A 17,144-nucleotide genomic window follows, 5' to 3' on the forward strand; every position below is an offset into this window, starting at 1 on the left:
CGAACGCGACAGGGTCAAAAGGCTGGGTTGTAGGCGCCGATCACCAGGCCGACGATGAAGGCCTCAATATCTTCGTCTTGGCGGGCGCCTAGCAGCAGATCAACCGGCGCCGACCACTTCGGATTGTCAGACCGCGGCCACAAGACGACGGCGCCAGTTTCGGTGATCTCGACCTGCTTGATGGTCCGCTCGCGGATCGCGCCCTGGTCGCGGTGACGCTCGACCACGACCCAATCCCCGGTCTTCGGTGAGTAGCCCATCGCCCGGGCGTCCACGACGTGGGCGTAGTGCCCATGGGGTATTTTCTGATTGACGCTGTCGCCCTCGACCCGCTCAAGCCATTGCGGCCAATCGGCGTATCGGTGGCTCGGCGCCACGGCGTAGTCGATCTGTTCCGGCGCTTCTTCGGAGTCCATCTCCTGCCATAGCCCGGCGCGGACCCTATATCGGACGCCAAGGAACTGCGGGACGATGCGCGGATCTGAGCTGGTAGGGGCGCGCCCGGCGCCGCTCGCTAGGTTCGGCGGTAGCGGCACGTTCGTCATCTCGGCAAGCCGCTGGATCGTCGGAAACTTGATCGCGTATTTATAATCCGCGTTCTTCAATGGGCGCGTGAAAGTGGTGTGCGAGATGCCCACTAGGTCCGCCAGCTCGCTCGCGGTTTTGCCAGTTTTCTCAATCACATCGCGGAGGTAGGCCACCGCCGCGACCTTGTAATCGCTCATGCCCCCTATGTGCAGAATTGCGGCGCACATGTCGGTGTGCATTTCTGCCTTGCGTGCGGGTGCAGAAACGCACATATTCGCCAACCATGACGCTGCAAAACGAAATCATCGAGATCGAGGGCGCCCTGCGTACAGCGGGCGTGCCGATCGACCAGATCCTCACCCAGGCCGGCATCGACCGCTCCACCTGGACGCGCTGGAAAAATGGCAGCGTCACCGGCGCCCGGTACGACAGCATGGTGCGGGTGCGAGCGGCGGTTGAGGAAGCCGCTGCTCAGAAGCGCGACGCTGCGGCATGAGCGACGTCGAAACGCGTAAGTTCGCGCTGGCACAGGCCGTTCAGGTTGTCCTTCGGGGCGAGAATGAAACCTGGGAGAAGCGCGCCGCTTGGGCGCTGCTGCTGGCGCTGAAGTTCGAAGCTTACCTATCGCCGCCGCCTGACGCTCACGCGCAAGGCATTGCAAAGCGGGCGGCAGGTTAAGCCATGGCGCCCGACCCTCACACCCACCCCCGTCGAGCGGGTGATTGCGCGGCTGACGCCCCCCCAGTCCACGCGCAAAAGGCCGGCGCCCAGCTCCCCAGCTGTGGCGTCGGCCTGTTCTTCGCTGCGGGCTCAGTGGCTCGCCGTCAGTCTCGTCGCGTCGCCCAGCGCCAGACGCGCCAGGCTGCTCTCACTGTCTGCAAGGCGAAGGAGGCCTGCAAGCCCCTCGCCGTTCTTCATCACGTAGCTTCTCAGTCGGCCAGCCCTGGCCGCGTGCTCGATTGCGATCTCGATCGCCTTAAGTCCCCGGTCCTCCATCTGTCGTCGTCGCTCCTGAGCGCCGCTGGCGCCGTCGTTCTGGTGTCCCAACCATGACGATGGAGCTGTCGGATTTCATGCCCCGCGATAGGCAACTTTTCGACCGATCGATGGGCGAGCTGCTGGCGCAGTTCGTCCGCAAACGCTGGCCGCGCGATACGGCAAAAACGGTCGCCCGCAAGTGGGGCGTCGATCCGTCCACGGCGACGAACCTGATCAAGGGTCACGCCAGCGAGCGGACGATCACCAAGGCGATCCAGGCCGAGGGCTGGCCCCTCATCATGGCGCTCGGCGAGGCCGTCACCGGCCGCTCCTACGCCGACTTCCTCCAGGACATCATCCATGAAACCGAGCGAGCTCGAGAGCACGCCGCCACCCGTCGCGATACCTTTGTCAGCTTGGAGGCGCGCGCCTTTGAGTTGGTCGCTCTACTCGCTGGGCCGCTGGCTGAGCCGGCGAGGGGTGACGCTGGATCGAGTTGGTCAGCGGATCATGTGCTGGGCGCTGATCGGCGCGAGCCGGACGATGCTCGATGAGTAATCCGCTCGCCTTCACGATCCCCGGCAACCCGAGAGGGAAGGGCCGTCCGCGCGCTACTCGGTTCGGCGCGGGCGTGCGGCTCTACACCGACGCCAAGACGGCTTCTTACGAGGGGCTGGTCGCTCACGCCGCGCACGTCGCCCTCGGAGCCCGCGATCCGCTGGAAGGCGCGCTCGAGATCAACGTGCTGGTTCGCATCGCGCCGCCGGCGTCTGCGTCCAAGAAGGCCGTCGCATCCATGCTGGCGGGCGAAGTCGCCCCGGCGAAGAAGCCGGACCTCGACAACATCGTGAAGGCCGTCCTCGACGGCTGCAACGGCGTCGCCTTCAAGGACGACGCGCAGATCTGCTGGATCAACGCCGGCAAGATCTACGCCGCAAAGGCTGGCGTCGATGTGACGATCCGCCAAGACGCGCCGTCGCTGTCCGCGACCCTGATGCTCTCCTATGCGAGGGCGGCTTGATGGGCGCGCTTCTGAAGGCCCTGAGCGGCACGTCGTCGTACGGCGCGAAGAAGGCCGACCTTTGGGCCGACCTGAAAGACCGCGTCGACGGCGCGATCCTGCCCGCCGACCTCGACGAGTTCGAACGCTGGCTTGACGCCAGGCCGCTCGACTACCCGGCCGCATATCGCGAGCCGCTGGACGAATTGATCGCGGTGCGCCGGCTGGAGCTCGCGGAGGAGGATGGGCAAGACGACCTTCAGCTTCCAGATCGCTATCGCCTACGGCCTCGACCTTGAGTTCGGGCCGTGGAAGCCCGTCCCCGGCGGCGGCGGCAAGGCCTGGCTGTTCAATGGCGAAGAGCCGCGCGACGAGCTGAGCCGGCGTTACCTGGCGGCCTGCATTGAGATGGGCGTGGGTGAGGCCGAGGCGGCCCGCCGCGTAGCCTACAACTCAGGCCTAGACGAGCGGCTGACCCTGGTGCGGATCGATGCGCGCAGCGGTGAAATTCAGCGCTCGCCTGACGTCGACCTGATCAAGCGCCGCATCGTCGAAGGCGGCTTCACGCTCTTCATCGTTGACCCGCTCATCGAGATCCATGGCGTGAAGGAAGACACCGAGGGCTTCCACGCGGTCGGTGCGGTCCTTCGCGAGATCGCCAACGATTGCAATTGCGCGGTCCTGTTCCTCCACCACACGCCCAAGGCCGCCAACTCCGACACAGCCGCCGGCGACATGAACGCCATGCGCGGCGGCGGGCCGATCATCGGCGTCGCCCGGTTTATCGCGACCATGTTCAGCATGACGTCGAAGGACGCCCAGGACTACGGCATCCCCGCCCGTGAGCGGGTCCGCTACGTCCGGTTCGACGACGCCAAAGCGAACATGGGCCTGATGTCGGCAGAGCCCCACTGGTGGCAGAAGCTCGGCGTCAACATCGACAACGCCGACAAGGTGCGGCCGGCCGATAACATCGGCGTCCTGCGCTACTCGCCGCTCCGTCAGGAAGACGAGGGCTCGAGCATTCAGCAGACCATGAAGGCGGCGAGCGAGCGGGAAATCCGACTCGACAAGATCGCCGCTGAGCTGGTCCGCGTCTGCCTCCTGAACGGCCACACGACGCCAGAAAAGGCCGGCGCGCTCGACGCCGTTGCGCGCGGCCTCGACCCCGTGAAGACCGGCTTCAAGGTCAACAAGACCAAGGATCTGATCGTCGGCGAGATGGGCCTGGTGCGCCGTTCTGGCGACCATCTGGTCATCATTTCCACGGTCGATCGTGGCTCTTTGACGGTCCGCCGGGTGCATGCGGAGGCCGTCTCCGATGCGTCCTGAAAACCCCACTTCCATGACTTCCACGACTTCCACGGGGCTCTATGGAAGTGGTGGAAGTGCAACAGGTTCAATGGGTTACGCGGAATTTTCGGCCCACTTCCACGACTTCCACGGGATGTTCGTGGAAGTGGCTTCGCAAGTCGTTGAAAACAAAGGACTTCCAGACTTCCACGACTTCCACCCCTTACAGGGGCAAGCCGCGCCGTGGAAGTCGGCGGTCATGCCCCCGAGGGCCGACCAAAAATCAAAGGGAGGCGACCATGCCATCACCCACTGACGCCGGTGAACTGCAGGCGCTGTTCGATGGCGTCGAAGCTGCCCGCAAGGAAGCGACGACGATCTGGGGAGCCGAGCGTCTCCCGATGATCGTGGGCGACGACTGGCGTGTGGCCTTGCGTCAGCAACAGGCCATGTTCAGCGAGGCTCACCGGATCGCGTGGGAAACCGAGCGGCTGACGGCCGATCAGATCCAGGCGGTGCGCGATCGGGCGGCCGGCCTGATCCGCGGCTGGAACAAGCTCAGCGCCGTCGCCGCCGAACAGGGACACCGCCCGCTCTCGCCGACGATCTTGGCGGAATGGCTGCTGCCTAGCGGTCAGGTCGCCGTGCTGGTCCGCACGACGGACGAGGCGACGCAGCTGGTCGCCGATGGCCGAAACCGCAGCGTCTACACGCTCGACGAGATTGGCTACCTGATCGGCTCCTTCGTTCCGGAGAGCCTGGCGCTCGCGAAGGTCCATTTCCCCGGCGCCACGTTCAAAGCCTCCTCGACCCTCGAGACGTCGTCCGAGTGGCTGAAGGACGGCGATCCGATCCCGTTCTGAGGAGGCTGCGATGGCTCGCCCATGGACCACCCACGAGAAGAACCAGCTGGTCGAAATGGACAAGATCGGCCTGCCTTACCACGACATCGCGCGGGTGCTGTTCCGCTCGGTTCTGGCCGTCGAGAGCCAGGCCACGCTGTGCCGTCGCGAGCTGGATTACGAGTCGGTCCGGCGGCCCGGCGCGAACTATCGCTACGACCGCGTTCCGGCGCCGACTGAGGTCGTCTACGCAGCGCCCGAAGCGCACTCCCCCGAGGCCGTCATCGCCCGCTGCACCCGCGATGGCCGCGTCCTCTGGCAGCACGTCGCTCAGCAGCTCGGCGGCTCTATCGACACTGTCAGGTCAAGGTACGACGCCAGCTATCGCAGGGAGGCCGCATGAGCCAGTGGTACGCGCCATCGATTGAACTCCTGCACGAGCGCCTGGCCTACAACCCGGAGACCGGGGATTTGACGTGGCGCGTGTGGCGAAGCCCCAACGCACCGGCGGGCCACATCGCGGGCGCGGTCACCGGCAGCTATCGTCATGTCAGTTGGGGCACTGGCTGTCGGCTGAAGGCGCACCGCGTCGCTTGGGCGCTGCATCACGGGCGATGGCCGAAATGTCATATCGACCACATTGACGGCGACGGCTTGAACAACCGGATCGCCAATCTGCGAGAGGTCACGCAGGGCGAGAACATGCGGAATGCGCGCCAGAGGGTGGGCGCAAGCGGCGCTCGCGGGGTCCACAGGCATGGACAGAAGTGGCGCGCCAAAATCCAAATTGGCCGCCGCCAGATCCTGCTGGGTTCGTTCGAAACCATCGAGGAGGCGAAGGCGGCCTACCGAGCCGGCGAGCGCAAGTACCACGGCGAGTATGCTTATGGTGAAAGTAGACCTCGATCTCTTCACCGATCCCTGTGGCGTGCCAGCCAGCGGGCAGGGCCTGGGCGTCGACGCCGCCAGTCAGCTTCTTGATCTTCACACCAGCTTCGCCCGGTTGGACCGTCTGGCCGCAGGCGGCGAGTGAGAGAGCGGCGACCGCGATGGCCGCCGTGAGCGCGATGCGCTTAGTCATGGATGGTTTCGTCCTTCTCGATGATGAAGTGCTTGGCCACGTCCTTCACGAGGACCATGGCGAACCAGGCGAGCCCCAGGACGCCGAGCGCCGCAGCGCCCACAGCCCCAAGCAGACCAAGCTCAGAGCCTGAGCCCCAGAGCGTGTTCACGACGCCGCGGAAGAGGACCGCCACGGCTGCGATGAAGAGGATTGTGTAGGAGACCGCCTTTGCGGCTCCGAAGAGGTGCGTGCTGCTCATGGCGTCTCCGCTGTTGCGCGTAAGCGATAGCGGATATATACCTAAGCGATAGCGGTTACGCAATAAGCGATAGCGGAAATAGTGCCGAAGTTGACGGAAAAAGCGATAGCGCCTAGCGCCCCTCGGATGGGCCGGCCTTCGCTTGGAATCATCAGCACGACTGTGCGACTGCCGGGTGCGATCCTGGCTCGCATCGACGCGCTACTCGGCCCGAACCGGCGCGCTCAGTTCATCCGTGAAGCTGTCGAGCGCGAGCTAGAGCGACGCGAAAAGCCCTAGCGATCCATCCCGTCATCGACATACGGCGCCAGCTTCCCGGCCCCGATCAGCGCGTCTCGCATCACCATCTGGGCGAAGGCATCGAAGTCCCGCGGTGCATCCGGAACCTCAGCCTGCAACGCCAGAAGCGCCGCCTTCACGTCGGCCGGCCACTGCCGGTCAGGTATGCGCGCGATTCCCACGGCTACCGCGCGGGCTTGCTCCCTGGTCAGGCCTTCCGAGTGGTTCTTGTTCGGATCCCAAGGCCGCTGATGATGGACGTGCACAACCGGGAAGCCGTCCGCCGTCTCGACCCGGAATATGTAGTTCGGCTCGTCGGGCTTCACCGACCACGGCGCGGTCAGGCGATCAGGCATCGTCGGGTCTCAGCGGCAAGGCCTCGCGTCTGCGCTCCTCAAGCTCGCGCTCGTAGAACGTCACCTCATCGCTGCCAGGCCGTAGGTAGCCGTAGAGCGTGCGGGGAGGGATGGGGCGGTCGGGGTTTTCGTTGGCGGCGGTCATGCCGGATTGAAAGCACGGGCCGCCGATGTTCTCAAGATGTTCCGGGTTGGCAGGCGACCGCTTTAGGCGGCAGCGTCCAGCCTTCAAAAGCTGGAGAACCCCATGACAACCCTAGTGACATGCCCGAAGTGCGAGGCCGTCTATCGCCGTCGCGAGGTGAAGGCGATGAATCGCGATCGCGACACTTTTGAGTGCTGCGGCGTGGTTCTTGAGAGCTGGAACTCGTCCCGATTTCCTATGTTCGAGTTGGTGACGCCGGGCACGAAGCCGTACATTCCTGAGGCCTGAATCGCAGCCGAAATCCTTTACACAGGAGGGGCTAAGTATTTGATATATGGTGGCCATCAGGTGTTGTGTTTTACAGCGATGTCGCTGATTTCGTTCAGCAACGATCCGATTACAAAACCGCTGCTCTACCAGCTGAGCTAAACCGGCGTGATTTCGGCGGTTCGATGCCACGCGCGTGGCGGCGAGACAAGCATCGCGTACATTTGCGCTGTCCGCCGCGGTCAGTCCGCGCCACATCGGCTTGACGCGGGCCGCCCGGCGTCCGCATTGAAGCGACCTGCGCACAGCCTGGAGAGACCCCATGATCGGGAGCCGCCGACACCCCAACGCACCTCAGGCGGCGGCTGAAATCATCGAGGGTTTCAAGATTCTCTCCACCTCCATCATTTCCGACAGCCTTGACCGGATGCCCGGCGCCAAGGGCCTGCGACCTTTTCATAAGGGCGGCGCCATGGCGGGCACGGCCGTCACCGTCATGACGGCCGCCGGCGACAACGCCGCCATCCACGAGGCGCTTAGCATGGTGCGGCCAGGCGACGTGCTGGTGATCGACGCCGGCGGCGACCTCGATCGCGCCCTGATTGGTGAGCTGCTGTCGGCGATCGCCGTCAGCCGTGGCGTCGCTGGCATCGTCCTGGACGGCGCGGTGCGCGACACCGCCATACTGGCGGGGCTGGACATGCCCGTCTTCGCCAAGGGGGTGAGCCTGCGCGGACCGTTCAAGAATGGCCCCGGCAGGATCAATGTGCCGGTTAGCATCGGCGGCATGGTCGTCTCGCCCGGCGACGTTGTCATCGGCGATTCCGATGGCGTCATCGCCTTCAGCCAGGAGATCGCCGCAGAGCTTCTCGAGGCGGCGAATCGCCAGGAGGCGTTCGAGGCCGGCATCCTGCGCAGCATTCTCGACGGGAGCTATGTCGGCGCCTACGCCTTGAAGGAAGACTGACCGGTGGCGACGTCCCTGTGGTCCTGGACCATGCCGGTGGTGATGCTGGTCGCCTCCAACGTCTTTATGACCTTCGCTTGGTACGGCCAGCTCAAGGTCGAACATCGGCCGCTGTGGCTGATCGTCATGATCGGCTGGGGCATAGCCTTCTTCGAATATTGCCTCGCCGTGCCCGCGAACCGCCTGGGTCGCGCGGTGTATGCGCCGGCCGAGCTGAAAGCGATACAGGAGGTGATTACGCTCTGCGTCTTCGCCATCTTCTCGGTGATGTGGCTGAAGGAGGAACTGACCCTCAATCACATGGTCGGCTTCGCGTTGATCGGCGTCGGCGCCGTGGTGGTCTTCAAGGGCCCGTTCTAAGCCGCCGCCGCTGTAGGGCGAACGCGACCATGCCCCCGAGCGCCACCGCCGCCAGCAACAGGGTCGAGACGGCGTTGATCTTGGGGTCGACGCCCAGACGGATCTGGCTGTAGAGCCGCATCGGCAGGGTTGTGGCGCCTGGCCCGGACGTGAAACTCGCGATCACCAGATCGTCGAAGGAGAGCGTAAGCGCCAGCATCCAGGCCGCGGCCACGGCGGGCGCGATCAGCGGCAAGGTGACTTTCAGGAAGGCCGCGAGCGGTGAGCAGCCCAGGTCCTGCGCCGCCTCTTCGAGTGTGGGATCGACGCTCGCCAGGCGGGCCTGCACCACGACGGTGGCGTAGCACAGCGTCAGCGTCGTGTGGGCCAAGGTCACGGTCCAGAAGCCGCGTGGAGCGCCAAAGGCGATGAACAGCAGCAGCAGCGACAGGCCCAGGATGACTTCGGGCAGGACCAAGGGCGCATAGATCATGCCGGAGAACAGAGCTCGGCCGCGGAATCGACCCGAGCGGCTGAGCGCCACCGCGGCCAGCGTCCCAAGCAAGGTCGCAAGCGTTGCGGAGATCACGCCGACCCGCAGGGTGACCGACAGTGAGTCAAGCAACTGGCGATCATGCAAGAGCGCCCCATACCAACGGGTCGAGAACCCGCCCCACACCGTCACCAAGCGGCTGGCGTTGAAGGAATACACGACCAGCAGGACCATCGGCGCGTAAAGGAAGATCAGGCCCGCGCCGATCGAGACCCGGTTGAAGAGTGTCGGGCCACGCCTCATCGCTTCAGCATCCGCGACTGCTGGCGCTGATAGAGCGCCAGGGGTCCGAGCAATGTCAGCAGCAGGACGATCGCCACCGCCGAGGCGGCCGGCCAGTCGCGGTTGGCGAAGAACTCGGTCCAGATCGTCTTGCCCAGCATCAGGGTCTCCGATCCGCCCAGCAGGTCAGGGATGACAAATTCGCCGACCATCGGGATGAAACAGAGGAGGGCGCCCGCGGCCAGCCCCGGCAGGGACAGAGGGAAGGTTACTCGCCAGAATGCGCCGAGCGGCGAGGCGCCCAGGTCTTCCGCCGCCTCCAGCAGCGTTTCATCCTGGCGCTCCAGAACCGCGTAGAGCGGCAGAACCATGAACGGCAGATAGGCGTAGACCAAGCCGATCAGGACGCCAGCCTCGCTATTCAGGATCGATGCTGCGGGAAAACCGAACACGCCCAGCATTTCGTTCAGCAGGCCGGCGGGCTTGAGGATGGCGATCCAGGCGTAGATTCGGATCAGGAAGCTGGTCCAGAACGGCAGGATGATCGCCGCGACCAGTATCCGCCGCGCGTCCGGCGAGCATCGCGAAATCCCGTAGGCGAGCGGATAGCCTACTAGGGCCAGCAAGAGGGTCGCCAGCCCGGCGAGCCGCAGGCTCGAGAGATAGGCGGCGAGGTAGAGGTCGTCCCGCGCCAGGCGCACATAGGTCTCGAAATCCAGCGCCTGCACGAAGGCTGCGACGCCATCCAGACCCCGCGACCAGTCCAGTCGGGGCGCATAGGGCGGGATCGCCAGCACAGTGTCCGACAGCGACAGCTTCACCACCAGCGCGAAGGGCAGGGCGAAGAAGGCCAGCAGCCAGGCGTAGGGCGCGAGCGCGGCCAGACTGATCCGCCAGCGGTTCACGCGTCCAGGACCACGCCAGCGTCCGGCGCAAAGCTTAGCCAGACCCGATCATCCCAGCCCACCGGCCGCTCGGCGGTGCGCGCCACGTTGGCCTGCGCCGCGCGCACCGTGCGGCCGGGCGTGGTCTCGACCACATAGGTCGTCCAATCGCCGAGGTAAGCGATGTCGGCGACCACGCCTTCGAGCTGGTTCGGTCCGGCTGGCGGCGGGTCCTGGTGCAGAACCATCTTTTCCGGCCTCACGGCCAGCCAGGCCGTCGCGCCGACCGCGGCCTCGCCCAGGCCGATCAGACCGCCCGCGCCGTCGCTGGATTTCAGGGTGACGCCGCCGTTGGCGGAGCTCTGAACCACGCCCTCGAACAGGTTCACCTCACCTATGAAGTCGGCGACATAGCGGTTGGCGGGCGCCTCATAGACCTCGGCCGGCCGGCCCACCTGAACGATCTGGCCTTGGCGCATCACGGCGATCCGGTCGGCGGTGACCATCGCCTCCTCCTGGTCGTGGGTGACGATCAGGAAGGTCATGCCCAGGGTATGCTGCAGGTTCATCAGCTCGAACCGGGTCTCTTCGCGCAACTTCTTGTCCAGCGCCGCCAGCGGCTCGTCGAGCAGCAGAATTCGCGGCTTGGGCGCGATCGCTCGCGCCAACGCCACGCGCTGCCGCTGGCCGCCGGACAGCTGGCTGGGCTTGCGCCCGCCCAGCCCGTCCAGCTTCACCAGGCTCAGCATTTCCTCCACGCGGTCGGCCCGGCCTTTGCGGTCCACACCCTTCAGCCCAAAGGCGATGTTCTGGGCGACGCTGAGATGCGGGAACAGCGCGTAGGACTGGAACATCATGTGCACCGGCCGCTCGTGGGGCGGCAGGGCGGCGACATCCTTGCCGTCCAGGAAGATGCGACCCTCGTCCGGTGTCTCAAACCCCGCGAGCATGCGCATCAGCGTGGTCTTGCCGCAGCCGGACGGACCGAGCAGGGCGAAGAACTCACGCTCGTAGATGGCGAGGTCGATGCGGTCGACCGCCGGTTGGCCGTCGAAGCGTTTCACGACGCGGTCGAACCGCACGAGCGGAACCGCGCTGGGGTCCTCCCACGGCGCGAAACTCGACCGGATCGCCCCGACCTGGCGCAACGTCTGGGACAGCGCGTTCAATGCCCCGTCAGAACACGGGTCCACTGGCGGTTCACCTCGCGCAGCAGCTCTTGGCCCTTAGTGGTCGTGACGAACAGCCGCTTGGCGACCTCCGCGCTCGGATAGACATTCGTGTTGCTGCGCAGGCTCTCGTCCAGCAGCGGTGTCGCCGCCGCATTGGCGTTGGCGTACTGGGTGTAGTTCGACGCCCGGGCGATCACCTCCGGCTTCAGCATGAAGGCGACGAACTTGTGCGCGGCGTCGGCGTTCGGCGCGTCCACCGGGATGACGAAGGTGTCGAACCAGAGCTGGCTGCCTTCCTTCGGAATGAAGTAGCCGATCTCGACCCCGTTCTTGGCTTCTTCTGCGCGCGCCTTGGCCTGCAGCACGTCGCCGGAATAGCCGATGGCGACGCAGACATCGCCGTTCGCCAGGGCGTCGATATACTCCGACGAGTGGAATTTCTTCACGAAGGGTCGCGCCTTCAGCAGCATGTCCGTGGCCGCGGCGTAGTCGGCGGGCGCCTTCGAATTCGGGTCCTTGCCGATGTAGTTGAGGGCCACGGCGTACATGTCCTCGGACGCATCAAGGAAATAGATCCCGCAGTCCTTCAGCTTGGCCAGGTTCTCCGGCTTGAACACCACGTCCCAGCTGTCGAGCTTCACGCCCGGAAGGCGCTTGGCGACCGCGGCGGTGTTGTAGCCGACGCCGATCGTGCCTTGCATGTAGGGGAAGGCGTATTTCGCCCCCGGATCGAAGGCGCCCAGGTGGGTCATCAGGTCGGGCGTGAGCTTGTCGAACCCAGGCAGCTTGGTCTTGTCCAGCGGCTGGATCGCCCCGGCGGCGATAAAGCGGGGCAGGTTGTGGTTGGAGGGGGCGACAATGTCATAGCCAGTGCCGCCCTGCAGCACTTTCGTCTCCAGCACCTCATTGGAATCGAAGGTGTCGTAGACGACCTTGATCCCCGTCTCCTTGGTGAAATCCGCCAGCAGCGTCGGGTCGATGTAGTCCGACCAGTTGTAGATGTGCAGGGTCTGTTCTTTCGGCGCGCCGCCGCCGCAAGCCGCCAGGGCCAGGCTCGCCGCGAGCGCCACTACGCTCGCCATGTGCCGCATCATCGTCATGGGGCTTCCCCGCCTCGGAAATCTCGACACAGTTTGTTGTGTTTGGCGCCGCCCGCGCAAGAGCGGCGCCCCTTGCGGGGTGCGAATACTCCGTTCCGCCTCACGCCGTCAGCCCGGAAGCCTCCCAGAGGCCTTCCGGGCTTCGGGAAAGGCGCGCCGAGCTCTACTTCGCCGGCGTCACCATCACGGTCACCTGGTTGGTCTTGGTGATGAAGGTCACGCCCTGCACCCGGTCGTCATTGTACTTGGCCCAGTTGCCCTCGACCGTGATGGGGGTCAGGACCTGGGCGGCGGCCTCCGCCGGCTTGGAGGCGACGACGTCGACCTCGTAGACGCCGCCGGGCGGTGGCGCGATGTAGATCCGCGGCAGGAAATAGGGGCGGGTGTAGCCGGCCGAGGCGGCCATGCCCTTGGCCGTCAGCATGATCGACTTGTCCGCGTTGCGCTCAGCCGTGCCGCTCTCGACGGAGACGATCTGCTCTTCGCCGGCGTACATCTGGTCCATCCGGCTAATGGACTTCTTCGGCGCGGGCGCCGCGGCCACCTCCGCCTTCTTTTCTTCGCAACCGGCCAGGCTGAAGGCGAGGCCAAGGCCGCCCGCGACGCCGGCGGCGATCAATAGCTTCCTCATCATTTCTCTCCCGTGGATCGGCCGGGACTCGTTGGCCCCCGCTCGAGGCGCAGTGTGCGGTAAAGCTGAAGCTTGGCGAGCAATTTTGCGTTGCAGCTTGGGGCTGACGCAGGCTTGCGCCTATATGCGCGCTCCGAAATCCACCGCCGCCAGAGCGTCATGTCCCGCATCCTGATCACCTCCGCCCTGCCATACATCAACGGGATCAAGCACCTGGGGACGCTGGCGGGCTCCATGCTGCCGGCCGATGTCTACGCGCGCTTCCAGCGGGCGAGGGGCCGCGAAACCCTCTATTTGTGCGCCACTGACGAACACGGCACGCCGACCGAGTTGGCCGCGGCCGCCGCCGGCCAAGAGCCCGCCGACTTCTGCGCCGAGCAGCACCAGGTCCAGCATGACCTCGGCCGGCGGTTCGGCCTGTCCTGGGACCATTTCGGCCGCTCGTCCTCGCCGCAGAACCATCGCCTGACCCAGCGCTTCGCCCAGGGCTTGTGGGAGGCCGGCTTCCTGGAGGAGCGCGTCACCCAGCAAGTCTACTCCGTCGCCGACAAACGCTTCCTGCCCGACCGCTATGTGGTCGGAACCTGCCCGCACTGCGGCTACGAGGCCGCCCGCGGCGACCAGTGCGAAAATTGCACCCGCGTGCTCGACCCCGCCGACCTGATCCATCCGCGCTCGGCGATCTCGGGCTCCACCGACGTCGAGATCCGTGAGTCCAAGCATCTCTTCCTTCGCCAGAGCCTGTTCGCCGACAAGCTGCGCGCCTGGATCGACGCCAAGAAGGGCGAGTGGCCGTTGCTCGTCACCTCCATTGCGCTCAAGTGGCTGGACGAAGGGCTGCAGGATCGCGGGATCACCCGCGACCTCGTCTGGGGTGTGCCGGTCAACGCCTTCGAATGGGGTCCGAACCCTGACGGCGCCCTGCCGGACATCGACGGCTTGGCGGGCAAGGTCTTCTACGTCTGGTTTGACGCGCCGATCGAATACATCGCCTGCACCTGGGAATGGGCCGATGCGCGGGCCGCCGAGCGCGGCGAGGACCCGCCCGCCGATGCGGTCTGGGAACGCTGGTGGCGCGGCGAAGCGGCGGCGGACGTGACCTATGTGGAGTTCATGGGCAAGGACAACGTGCCCTTCCACACCGTGGGCTTTCCCTGCACCCTGATCGGTCTCAACGAGACCTTCGCTGGCGGCGACTGGAAGCCGGCCTCGAACCAGGCTTGGAAGCTGGTCGACCAGCTGAAGGGCTTCAACTGGCTCGACTATTACGGCGGCAAGTTCTCCACCTCACAACAGCGCGGCGTCTTCATGGACCATGCGCTGGAGCTTCTGCCCGCCGACTACTGGCGCTGGTGGGTCATGGCCAATACGCCGGAGACCTCGGATGCGACCTTCACCTGGGAGCAGTTTCAACAGCAGGTGAACGCCGACCTGGCTGACGTGCTGGGCAATTTCGTCAATCGCATCCTGAAGTTCACCGAGAGCCGCTTCGACGGCGTCGTCCCCGAGGGGGGCGAACCGGGCGAGCTCGAGGCCCGGCTTGCCGGTGATGTCGCCGCCAAGCTCGCTGAACTGACCGAGCAGCTGGAGGCGCGCGAATTCCGCAAGTCGGCCACCGCCCTTCGCCAGCTCTGGGTGCTGGGCAACCAGTACCTGACCGAGGCCGCGCCCTGGACAGCCATCAAGACCGATCGCGACCGCGCCGCTGTGGCCGTGCGCACCGGCCTGAACCTCGTCGCCCTCTTCGCCAAGGTCAGCGAGCCCTTCATCCCCTTCGCCGCCGAGAAGGTCGCGTTGGCGGTGGGCGAGGCCTACCCGGGGCGGTGGCCGGACGCCGCGGCGGCCTTGGACATCCTGCCGGCGGGCCGGCCGGTCGCCGCGCCTGAGGTTCTCTTCCGCAAGGTCGAGAACGACCAGGTCGCCGAATGGGTGGCGCGTTTCGGCGGGGCGGACGCGGCCGCTTAAGCCGCCGTCCTGCGCCGTCCCGTCAGCCACAGCAGGACGCACAGCCCCACATAGGGGATGAGCGCCAGGCCGTCCGACCAGGGCCCCGCGAAGAGCGGATTCACCCGGGTCATCAGTTCGACCACCGCGCTGTCGAAGCCGCTCAGCAGGCCCGCGGAGAAGGCGATGCCGATCCCGGCGATCGCCCCGCCGGCGATATAGCCTGACGCCATCAGCACGCCGGGACTGCGGTCGCTCTCCGCCGCGAGCTCCGCCTCCGACAGGGTCTCGCCCGTCGGCGAATGGGGCCGTGAGCGCCGGTCCGCCAGCCAGCGGATCGCGCCGCCGAACAGGATCGGCGCCGAGGACGACAGCGGCAGGTAGACACCAACGGCGAACGCCAGCGACGGCACCGCGCACAACTCCAGCACCACGGCGATCAGCACGCCCATCAGCACCAGGCCCCAGGGCAGCTGGTGGTTGAGGATGCCCTTGATGATGTAGCTCATCAGCGTCGCCTTGGGCGCGTCGAACTTGGCGACGGCCACCCCGTCCGGCCGGGTGCGATGGGTCCCGTTGATGCCCGGATCGACCAGATAGGCCGCGCTGCCGTCGTCACGCACCAGGTAGCGGGTCGACGCCCCGCCGGCCGGGTCGGGCCGATGCCAGACGCGGTAGCCCGCCCGGTCGCCGGCCCCTTGCGGCCCCTTGACCTGCTCGGCGGGAAGGCTCGCCACCTGCGCCGCCGGCGCGCGGATGTTCTGGCTCGCCTCGACGGGGACATAGACGGTGGAGGCCTGGTTCAGGGCCAGCAGGATCGGTCCAAGGCAGATGGCGGAGGCCAGCGCGCCGGCCAGGATCGCCAGCTGTTGGGCCCTGGGGGTCGCCCCGACCAGGAACCCGGTCTTCAGGTCCTGGGCCGTGGTCCCGCCATTGGAGGCGGCGATGCAGACGATGGCGCCCACCGACAGCGCGGTGACGTAGTAGGTGGGCCCCGTCCAGCCCAGCAGCAGGAACAGCAGGCAGGTCAGCAAAAGCGTCGCCACCGTCATGCCGCTGATCGGGTTCGAAGAGGATCCCAGCTCGCCGGTCAGCCGCGCCGACACGGTCACGAAGAAGAAGCCGAAGACGATGATCAGGCCCGCGCCGACCAGGTTCATGTGCAACGACCGGGCGAACAGGATCGCGCCCATCAGGACGACCAGGCCGATCGCCACCCATTTCAACGGAAGATCCTGATCGGTCCGGGTCATCCGCCGCGCCGCGCCGGACCGCAACCCTCCCAGGCCCGCCTTGAGGCCGCGCCAGATCACGGGCAAGGCGCGGATCAAGATGATGATACCGCCGGCCGAGACGGCGCCCGCACCGATGTAGAGGACATAGGCCTCGCGGATGTCGTCCGGGCTCATGGTCGAGATCGGCGTCGTCCCTGGTGCGATGACCACGGCGGCCGCGGCGCCGAAGAACTGGATGACCGGGATCAGCACCAGATAGGCCAGCACCCCGCCGCCGGCCATCGCCGCGGCGATCCGCGGGCCGATGATGTAGCCTACGCCCAGAAGCTCAGGTGAGATCTCCACGGCGACGGAGGCCTTGGGAAGGATGCTTGAGAACACCTTGCCTGGCACGTCCTTCCACAGGTGGAGGGCCGACATGGCGAGTTTGTAGCTAAGGCCCGCCAGAAACCCGATGACGATGGTTCGGGCGCTGGCCGCGACTTCGGCCGGGGTTTGGGCCTTCGAGCCTTCCGCCGCCAGCGCGTGCTCTTCCGCCGTCGCACCGGCCTTCAGCACCTCGGCGCAGGCCGTGCCCTCCGGATAGCGCAGGGTGTCGTGCTCTTCCACAATGAGCGCCCGGCGCAACGGGATCATCATCAGGATGCCGAGCAGGCCGCCCAGGACCGCCACCAGCATCACCCGGGTGATTTCCAGGTCGAAGCCCAGGATCATAATCGCCGGCATGGTCACGCCGAGGCCAAAGGCGATGGATTCGCCGGCCGAACCCGCTGTCTGGACGATGTTGTTCTGCAGGATGCTGGCGCGCGCCAGCCCCAGCCGGGCGAGCAGCCGGAACAGGGTGATCGAGATCACCGCCACGGGGATCGAGGCGCTGACCGTCAGCCCGACCTTGAGCACGAGGTAGAGCGATGAGGCGCCGAAGATCACGCCCAGCAAGACCCCGACCACAAGGGGCAGGAATGTGAGCTCCGGCAAATGTGCGGTGGCGGGGATGAAGGGGCGCGGGCCCCTGCTTACGGTGACGTCCAGATCAGCCACGTCACGCCCCGCTTCACGTCAGAAGGCGTCAGTATGAGCACGCAGT

General features: G+C 66.1%; 25 protein-coding genes and 1 pseudogene. 15 read left to right on the forward strand and 11 right to left on the reverse strand.

Going from position 1 to position 17,144, the window contains the following annotated elements; genetic code table 11:
• Window positions 1–14 precede the first annotated feature (14 nt).
• The gene (locus BN1313_RS08160; protein ID WP_091738884.1) at window positions 15–725 is read right to left on the reverse strand and encodes a LexA family protein; all 711 of its coding nucleotides are present in this window, start codon (window positions 723–725) and stop codon (window positions 15–17) included.
• An 86-nt stretch (window positions 726–811) separates the two neighbouring features.
• On the opposite strand from BN1313_RS08160, the gene BN1313_RS08165 reads away from it, so the two are divergent.
• Together BN1313_RS08165 and BN1313_RS08170 are read left to right on the forward strand one after the other, a co-directional pair.
• Entirely contained in the window at window positions 812–1,024 is a 213-nt protein-coding gene (locus BN1313_RS08165; RefSeq protein WP_091738887.1) for a hypothetical protein, read from the forward strand.
• Window positions 1,021–1,206 carry a hypothetical protein gene (locus BN1313_RS08170; protein ID WP_091738890.1) on the forward strand — a complete coding sequence of 62 codons (186 nt, stop codon included), beginning with the start codon at window positions 1,021–1,023 and terminating at the stop codon, window positions 1,204–1,206. The genes BN1313_RS08165 and BN1313_RS08170 overlap by 4 nt, the downstream gene beginning before the upstream one ends.
• Window positions 1,207–1,338: 132 nt before the next feature.
• On the opposite strand, the gene BN1313_RS08175 is transcribed toward BN1313_RS08170, so the two are convergent.
• Window positions 1,339–1,524, reverse strand: a complete 186-nt coding sequence (locus BN1313_RS08175; protein WP_091738893.1) for a hypothetical protein — start codon at window positions 1,522–1,524, stop codon at window positions 1,339–1,341.
• 77 nt (window positions 1,525–1,601) lie between these two features.
• On the opposite strand from BN1313_RS08175, the gene BN1313_RS08180 reads away from it, so the two are divergent.
• The 8 genes and pseudogenes from BN1313_RS08180 to BN1313_RS16855 all read left to right on the forward strand — a co-directional run bounded on the left by BN1313_RS08180 (window position 1,602) and on the right by BN1313_RS16855 (window position 5,674).
• Window positions 1,602–2,060 carry a hypothetical protein gene (locus BN1313_RS08180; RefSeq protein ID WP_141653103.1) on the forward strand — a complete coding sequence of 153 codons (459 nt, stop codon included), beginning with the start codon at window positions 1,602–1,604 and terminating at the stop codon, window positions 2,058–2,060.
• Complete coding sequence (locus BN1313_RS08185) at window positions 2,057–2,527, forward strand: RusA family crossover junction endodeoxyribonuclease (protein WP_091738899.1); 471 nt, start codon at window positions 2,057–2,059, stop codon at window positions 2,525–2,527. The genes BN1313_RS08180 and BN1313_RS08185 overlap by 4 nt, the downstream gene beginning before the upstream one ends.
• Window positions 2,527–2,805, forward strand: a complete 279-nt coding sequence (locus BN1313_RS08190) for a hypothetical protein (RefSeq protein WP_091738902.1) — start codon at window positions 2,527–2,529, stop codon at window positions 2,803–2,805. The genes BN1313_RS08185 and BN1313_RS08190 overlap by 1 nt, the downstream gene beginning before the upstream one ends.
• Window positions 2,750–3,838 (forward strand): AAA family ATPase, encoded by a 1,089-nt coding sequence (locus tag BN1313_RS08195; protein ID WP_091738905.1) that lies wholly within the window; start codon window positions 2,750–2,752, stop codon window positions 3,836–3,838. Before BN1313_RS08190 ends, BN1313_RS08195 begins: the two co-directional genes overlap by 56 nt.
• Window positions 3,839–4,098: 260 nt before the next feature.
• On the forward strand, window positions 4,099–4,662 hold the full coding sequence (locus tag BN1313_RS08205; RefSeq protein ID WP_091738911.1) for a hypothetical protein: 564 nt from the start codon (window positions 4,099–4,101) through the stop codon (window positions 4,660–4,662).
• A 10-nt stretch (window positions 4,663–4,672) separates the two neighbouring features.
• Entirely contained in the window at window positions 4,673–5,044 is a 372-nt protein-coding gene (locus BN1313_RS08210; RefSeq protein ID WP_091738914.1) for a hypothetical protein, read from the forward strand.
• Window positions 5,041–5,337, forward strand: a pseudogene (locus BN1313_RS17090) (HNH endonuclease signature motif containing protein); the annotation flags it as partial. The gene BN1313_RS08210 and the pseudogene BN1313_RS17090, both read left to right, overlap by 4 nt.
• A 190-nt stretch (window positions 5,338–5,527) precedes the next feature.
• Window positions 5,528–5,674 carry a hypothetical protein gene (locus tag BN1313_RS16855; RefSeq protein ID WP_245620142.1) on the forward strand — a complete coding sequence of 49 codons (147 nt, stop codon included), beginning with the start codon at window positions 5,528–5,530 and terminating at the stop codon, window positions 5,672–5,674.
• 40 nt (window positions 5,675–5,714) lie between these two features.
• Here the strand turns inward: BN1313_RS16855 and BN1313_RS08220 are convergent, their stop codons facing one another.
• Window positions 5,715–5,963 carry a hypothetical protein gene (locus tag BN1313_RS08220; RefSeq protein WP_091738920.1) on the reverse strand — a complete coding sequence of 83 codons (249 nt, stop codon included), beginning with the start codon at window positions 5,961–5,963 and terminating at the stop codon, window positions 5,715–5,717.
• 126 nt (window positions 5,964–6,089) lie between these two features.
• Between BN1313_RS08220 and BN1313_RS17095 the strand changes: the two genes are divergently transcribed.
• On the forward strand, window positions 6,090–6,242 hold the full coding sequence (locus tag BN1313_RS17095) for a YlcI/YnfO family protein (RefSeq protein WP_425415001.1): 153 nt from the start codon (window positions 6,090–6,092) through the stop codon (window positions 6,240–6,242).
• Here BN1313_RS17095 and BN1313_RS08225 read toward each other — a convergent pair.
• Together BN1313_RS08225 and BN1313_RS16540 are read right to left on the reverse strand one after the other, a co-directional pair.
• Window positions 6,239–6,598: a hypothetical protein gene (locus tag BN1313_RS08225; protein WP_091738923.1), complete on the reverse strand. Its 360-nt coding sequence runs from the start codon at window positions 6,596–6,598 to the stop codon at window positions 6,239–6,241. The genes BN1313_RS17095 and BN1313_RS08225 overlap by 4 nt on opposite strands.
• Window positions 6,591–6,743, reverse strand: a complete 153-nt coding sequence (locus BN1313_RS16540; protein WP_176695945.1) for a hypothetical protein — start codon at window positions 6,741–6,743, stop codon at window positions 6,591–6,593. The genes BN1313_RS08225 and BN1313_RS16540 overlap by 8 nt, the downstream gene beginning before the upstream one ends.
• Window positions 6,744–6,845: 102 nt before the next feature.
• Between BN1313_RS16540 and BN1313_RS08230 the strand changes: the two genes are divergently transcribed.
• From BN1313_RS08230 to BN1313_RS08240, 3 genes are all read left to right on the forward strand, one after another.
• The gene (locus BN1313_RS08230) at window positions 6,846–7,031 is read left to right on the forward strand and encodes a hypothetical protein (protein WP_091738925.1); all 186 of its coding nucleotides are present in this window, start codon (window positions 6,846–6,848) and stop codon (window positions 7,029–7,031) included.
• A 301-nt stretch (window positions 7,032–7,332) separates the two neighbouring features.
• Complete coding sequence (locus tag BN1313_RS08235) at window positions 7,333–7,977, forward strand: RraA family protein (RefSeq protein ID WP_091738928.1); 645 nt, start codon at window positions 7,333–7,335, stop codon at window positions 7,975–7,977.
• 30 nt (window positions 7,978–8,007) lie between these two features.
• Window positions 8,008–8,337 (forward strand): DMT family protein, encoded by a 330-nt coding sequence (locus BN1313_RS08240; RefSeq protein ID WP_091738931.1) that lies wholly within the window; start codon window positions 8,008–8,010, stop codon window positions 8,335–8,337.
• Here the strand turns inward: BN1313_RS08240 and BN1313_RS08245 are convergent.
• The 5 genes from BN1313_RS08245 to BN1313_RS08265 all read right to left on the reverse strand — a co-directional run bounded on the left by BN1313_RS08245 (window position 8,321) and on the right by BN1313_RS08265 (window position 12,878).
• Window positions 8,321–9,112, reverse strand: coding sequence for an ABC transporter permease (locus BN1313_RS08245; protein WP_091738934.1), 792 nt, complete (start codon window positions 9,110–9,112; stop codon window positions 8,321–8,323). The genes BN1313_RS08240 and BN1313_RS08245 overlap by 17 nt on opposite strands.
• Window positions 9,109–9,996 carry an ABC transporter permease gene (locus tag BN1313_RS08250; protein ID WP_176695946.1) on the reverse strand — a complete coding sequence of 296 codons (888 nt, stop codon included), beginning with the start codon at window positions 9,994–9,996 and terminating at the stop codon, window positions 9,109–9,111. The genes BN1313_RS08245 and BN1313_RS08250 overlap by 4 nt, the downstream gene beginning before the upstream one ends.
• The gene (locus tag BN1313_RS08255; protein ID WP_245620143.1) at window positions 9,993–11,144 is read right to left on the reverse strand and encodes an ABC transporter ATP-binding protein; all 1,152 of its coding nucleotides are present in this window, start codon (window positions 11,142–11,144) and stop codon (window positions 9,993–9,995) included. The genes BN1313_RS08250 and BN1313_RS08255 overlap by 4 nt, the downstream gene beginning before the upstream one ends.
• The gene (locus BN1313_RS08260) at window positions 11,141–12,229 is read right to left on the reverse strand and encodes a polyamine ABC transporter substrate-binding protein (protein WP_245620144.1); all 1,089 of its coding nucleotides are present in this window, start codon (window positions 12,227–12,229) and stop codon (window positions 11,141–11,143) included. The genes BN1313_RS08255 and BN1313_RS08260 overlap by 4 nt, the downstream gene beginning before the upstream one ends.
• 181 nt (window positions 12,230–12,410) lie before the next feature.
• Window positions 12,411–12,878: a hypothetical protein gene (locus BN1313_RS08265; protein ID WP_141653104.1), complete on the reverse strand. Its 468-nt coding sequence runs from the start codon at window positions 12,876–12,878 to the stop codon at window positions 12,411–12,413.
• Between the two features lie 159 nt (window positions 12,879–13,037).
• Between BN1313_RS08265 and metG the strand changes: the two genes are divergently transcribed.
• Window positions 13,038–14,843, forward strand: a complete 1,806-nt coding sequence (gene metG / locus BN1313_RS08270) for a methionine--tRNA ligase (RefSeq protein WP_091742522.1) — start codon at window positions 13,038–13,040, stop codon at window positions 14,841–14,843.
• Here the strand turns inward: metG and BN1313_RS08275 are convergent.
• Complete coding sequence (locus BN1313_RS08275) at window positions 14,840–17,098, reverse strand: OPT family oligopeptide transporter (protein WP_218054334.1); 2,259 nt, start codon at window positions 17,096–17,098, stop codon at window positions 14,840–14,842. The genes metG and BN1313_RS08275 overlap by 4 nt on opposite strands.
• Window positions 17,099–17,144 lie beyond the last annotated feature (46 nt).

The organism is Phenylobacterium immobile (ATCC 35973), assembly GCF_001375595.1.
Taxonomy (GTDB): domain Bacteria; phylum Pseudomonadota; class Alphaproteobacteria; order Caulobacterales; family Caulobacteraceae; genus Phenylobacterium; species Phenylobacterium immobile.

Coding starts and splice junctions, on each gene's coding strand:
- BN1313_RS08190 (WP_091738902.1), top strand. CDS start 2,527: ATGGGCGCGCTTCTGAAGGCCCTGAGCGGCACGTCGTCGTACGGCGCG.
- BN1313_RS08170 (WP_091738890.1), top strand. CDS start 1,021: ATGAGCGACGTCGAAACGCGTAAGTTCGCGCTGGCACAGGCCGTTCAG.
- BN1313_RS08175 (WP_091738893.1), bottom strand. CDS start 1,524: ATGGAGGACCGGGGACTTAAGGCGATCGAGATCGCAATCGAGCACGCG.
- BN1313_RS08225 (WP_091738923.1), bottom strand. CDS start 6,598: ATGCCTGATCGCCTGACCGCGCCGTGGTCGGTGAAGCCCGACGAGCCG.
- BN1313_RS08265 (WP_141653104.1), bottom strand. CDS start 12,878: ATGAGGAAGCTATTGATCGCCGCCGGCGTCGCGGGCGGCCTTGGCCTC.
- BN1313_RS08185 (WP_091738899.1), top strand. CDS start 2,057: ATGAGTAATCCGCTCGCCTTCACGATCCCCGGCAACCCGAGAGGGAAG.
- BN1313_RS08180 (WP_141653103.1), top strand. CDS start 1,602: ATGCCCCGCGATAGGCAACTTTTCGACCGATCGATGGGCGAGCTGCTG.
- BN1313_RS08165 (WP_091738887.1), top strand. CDS start 812: ATGACGCTGCAAAACGAAATCATCGAGATCGAGGGCGCCCTGCGTACA.
- BN1313_RS08195 (WP_091738905.1), top strand. CDS start 2,750: ATGGGCAAGACGACCTTCAGCTTCCAGATCGCTATCGCCTACGGCCTC.
- BN1313_RS16540 (WP_176695945.1), bottom strand. CDS start 6,743: ATGACCGCCGCCAACGAAAACCCCGACCGCCCCATCCCTCCCCGCACG.
- BN1313_RS08210 (WP_091738914.1), top strand. CDS start 4,673: ATGGCTCGCCCATGGACCACCCACGAGAAGAACCAGCTGGTCGAAATG.
- BN1313_RS08240 (WP_091738931.1), top strand. CDS start 8,008: ATGCCGGTGGTGATGCTGGTCGCCTCCAACGTCTTTATGACCTTCGCT.
- BN1313_RS08235 (WP_091738928.1), top strand. CDS start 7,333: ATGATCGGGAGCCGCCGACACCCCAACGCACCTCAGGCGGCGGCTGAA.
- BN1313_RS08260 (WP_245620144.1), bottom strand. CDS start 12,229: ATGGCGAGCGTAGTGGCGCTCGCGGCGAGCCTGGCCCTGGCGGCTTGC.
- BN1313_RS16855 (WP_245620142.1), top strand. CDS start 5,528: ATGGTGAAAGTAGACCTCGATCTCTTCACCGATCCCTGTGGCGTGCCA.
- BN1313_RS08230 (WP_091738925.1), top strand. CDS start 6,846: ATGACAACCCTAGTGACATGCCCGAAGTGCGAGGCCGTCTATCGCCGT.
- BN1313_RS17095 (WP_425415001.1), top strand. CDS start 6,090: ATGGGCCGGCCTTCGCTTGGAATCATCAGCACGACTGTGCGACTGCCG.
- BN1313_RS08245 (WP_091738934.1), bottom strand. CDS start 9,112: ATGAGGCGTGGCCCGACACTCTTCAACCGGGTCTCGATCGGCGCGGGC.
- BN1313_RS08205 (WP_091738911.1), top strand. CDS start 4,099: ATGCCATCACCCACTGACGCCGGTGAACTGCAGGCGCTGTTCGATGGC.
- BN1313_RS08220 (WP_091738920.1), bottom strand. CDS start 5,963: ATGAGCAGCACGCACCTCTTCGGAGCCGCAAAGGCGGTCTCCTACACA.
- BN1313_RS08160 (WP_091738884.1), bottom strand. CDS start 725: ATGAGCGATTACAAGGTCGCGGCGGTGGCCTACCTCCGCGATGTGATT.
- metG (WP_091742522.1), top strand. CDS start 13,038: ATGTCCCGCATCCTGATCACCTCCGCCCTGCCATACATCAACGGGATC.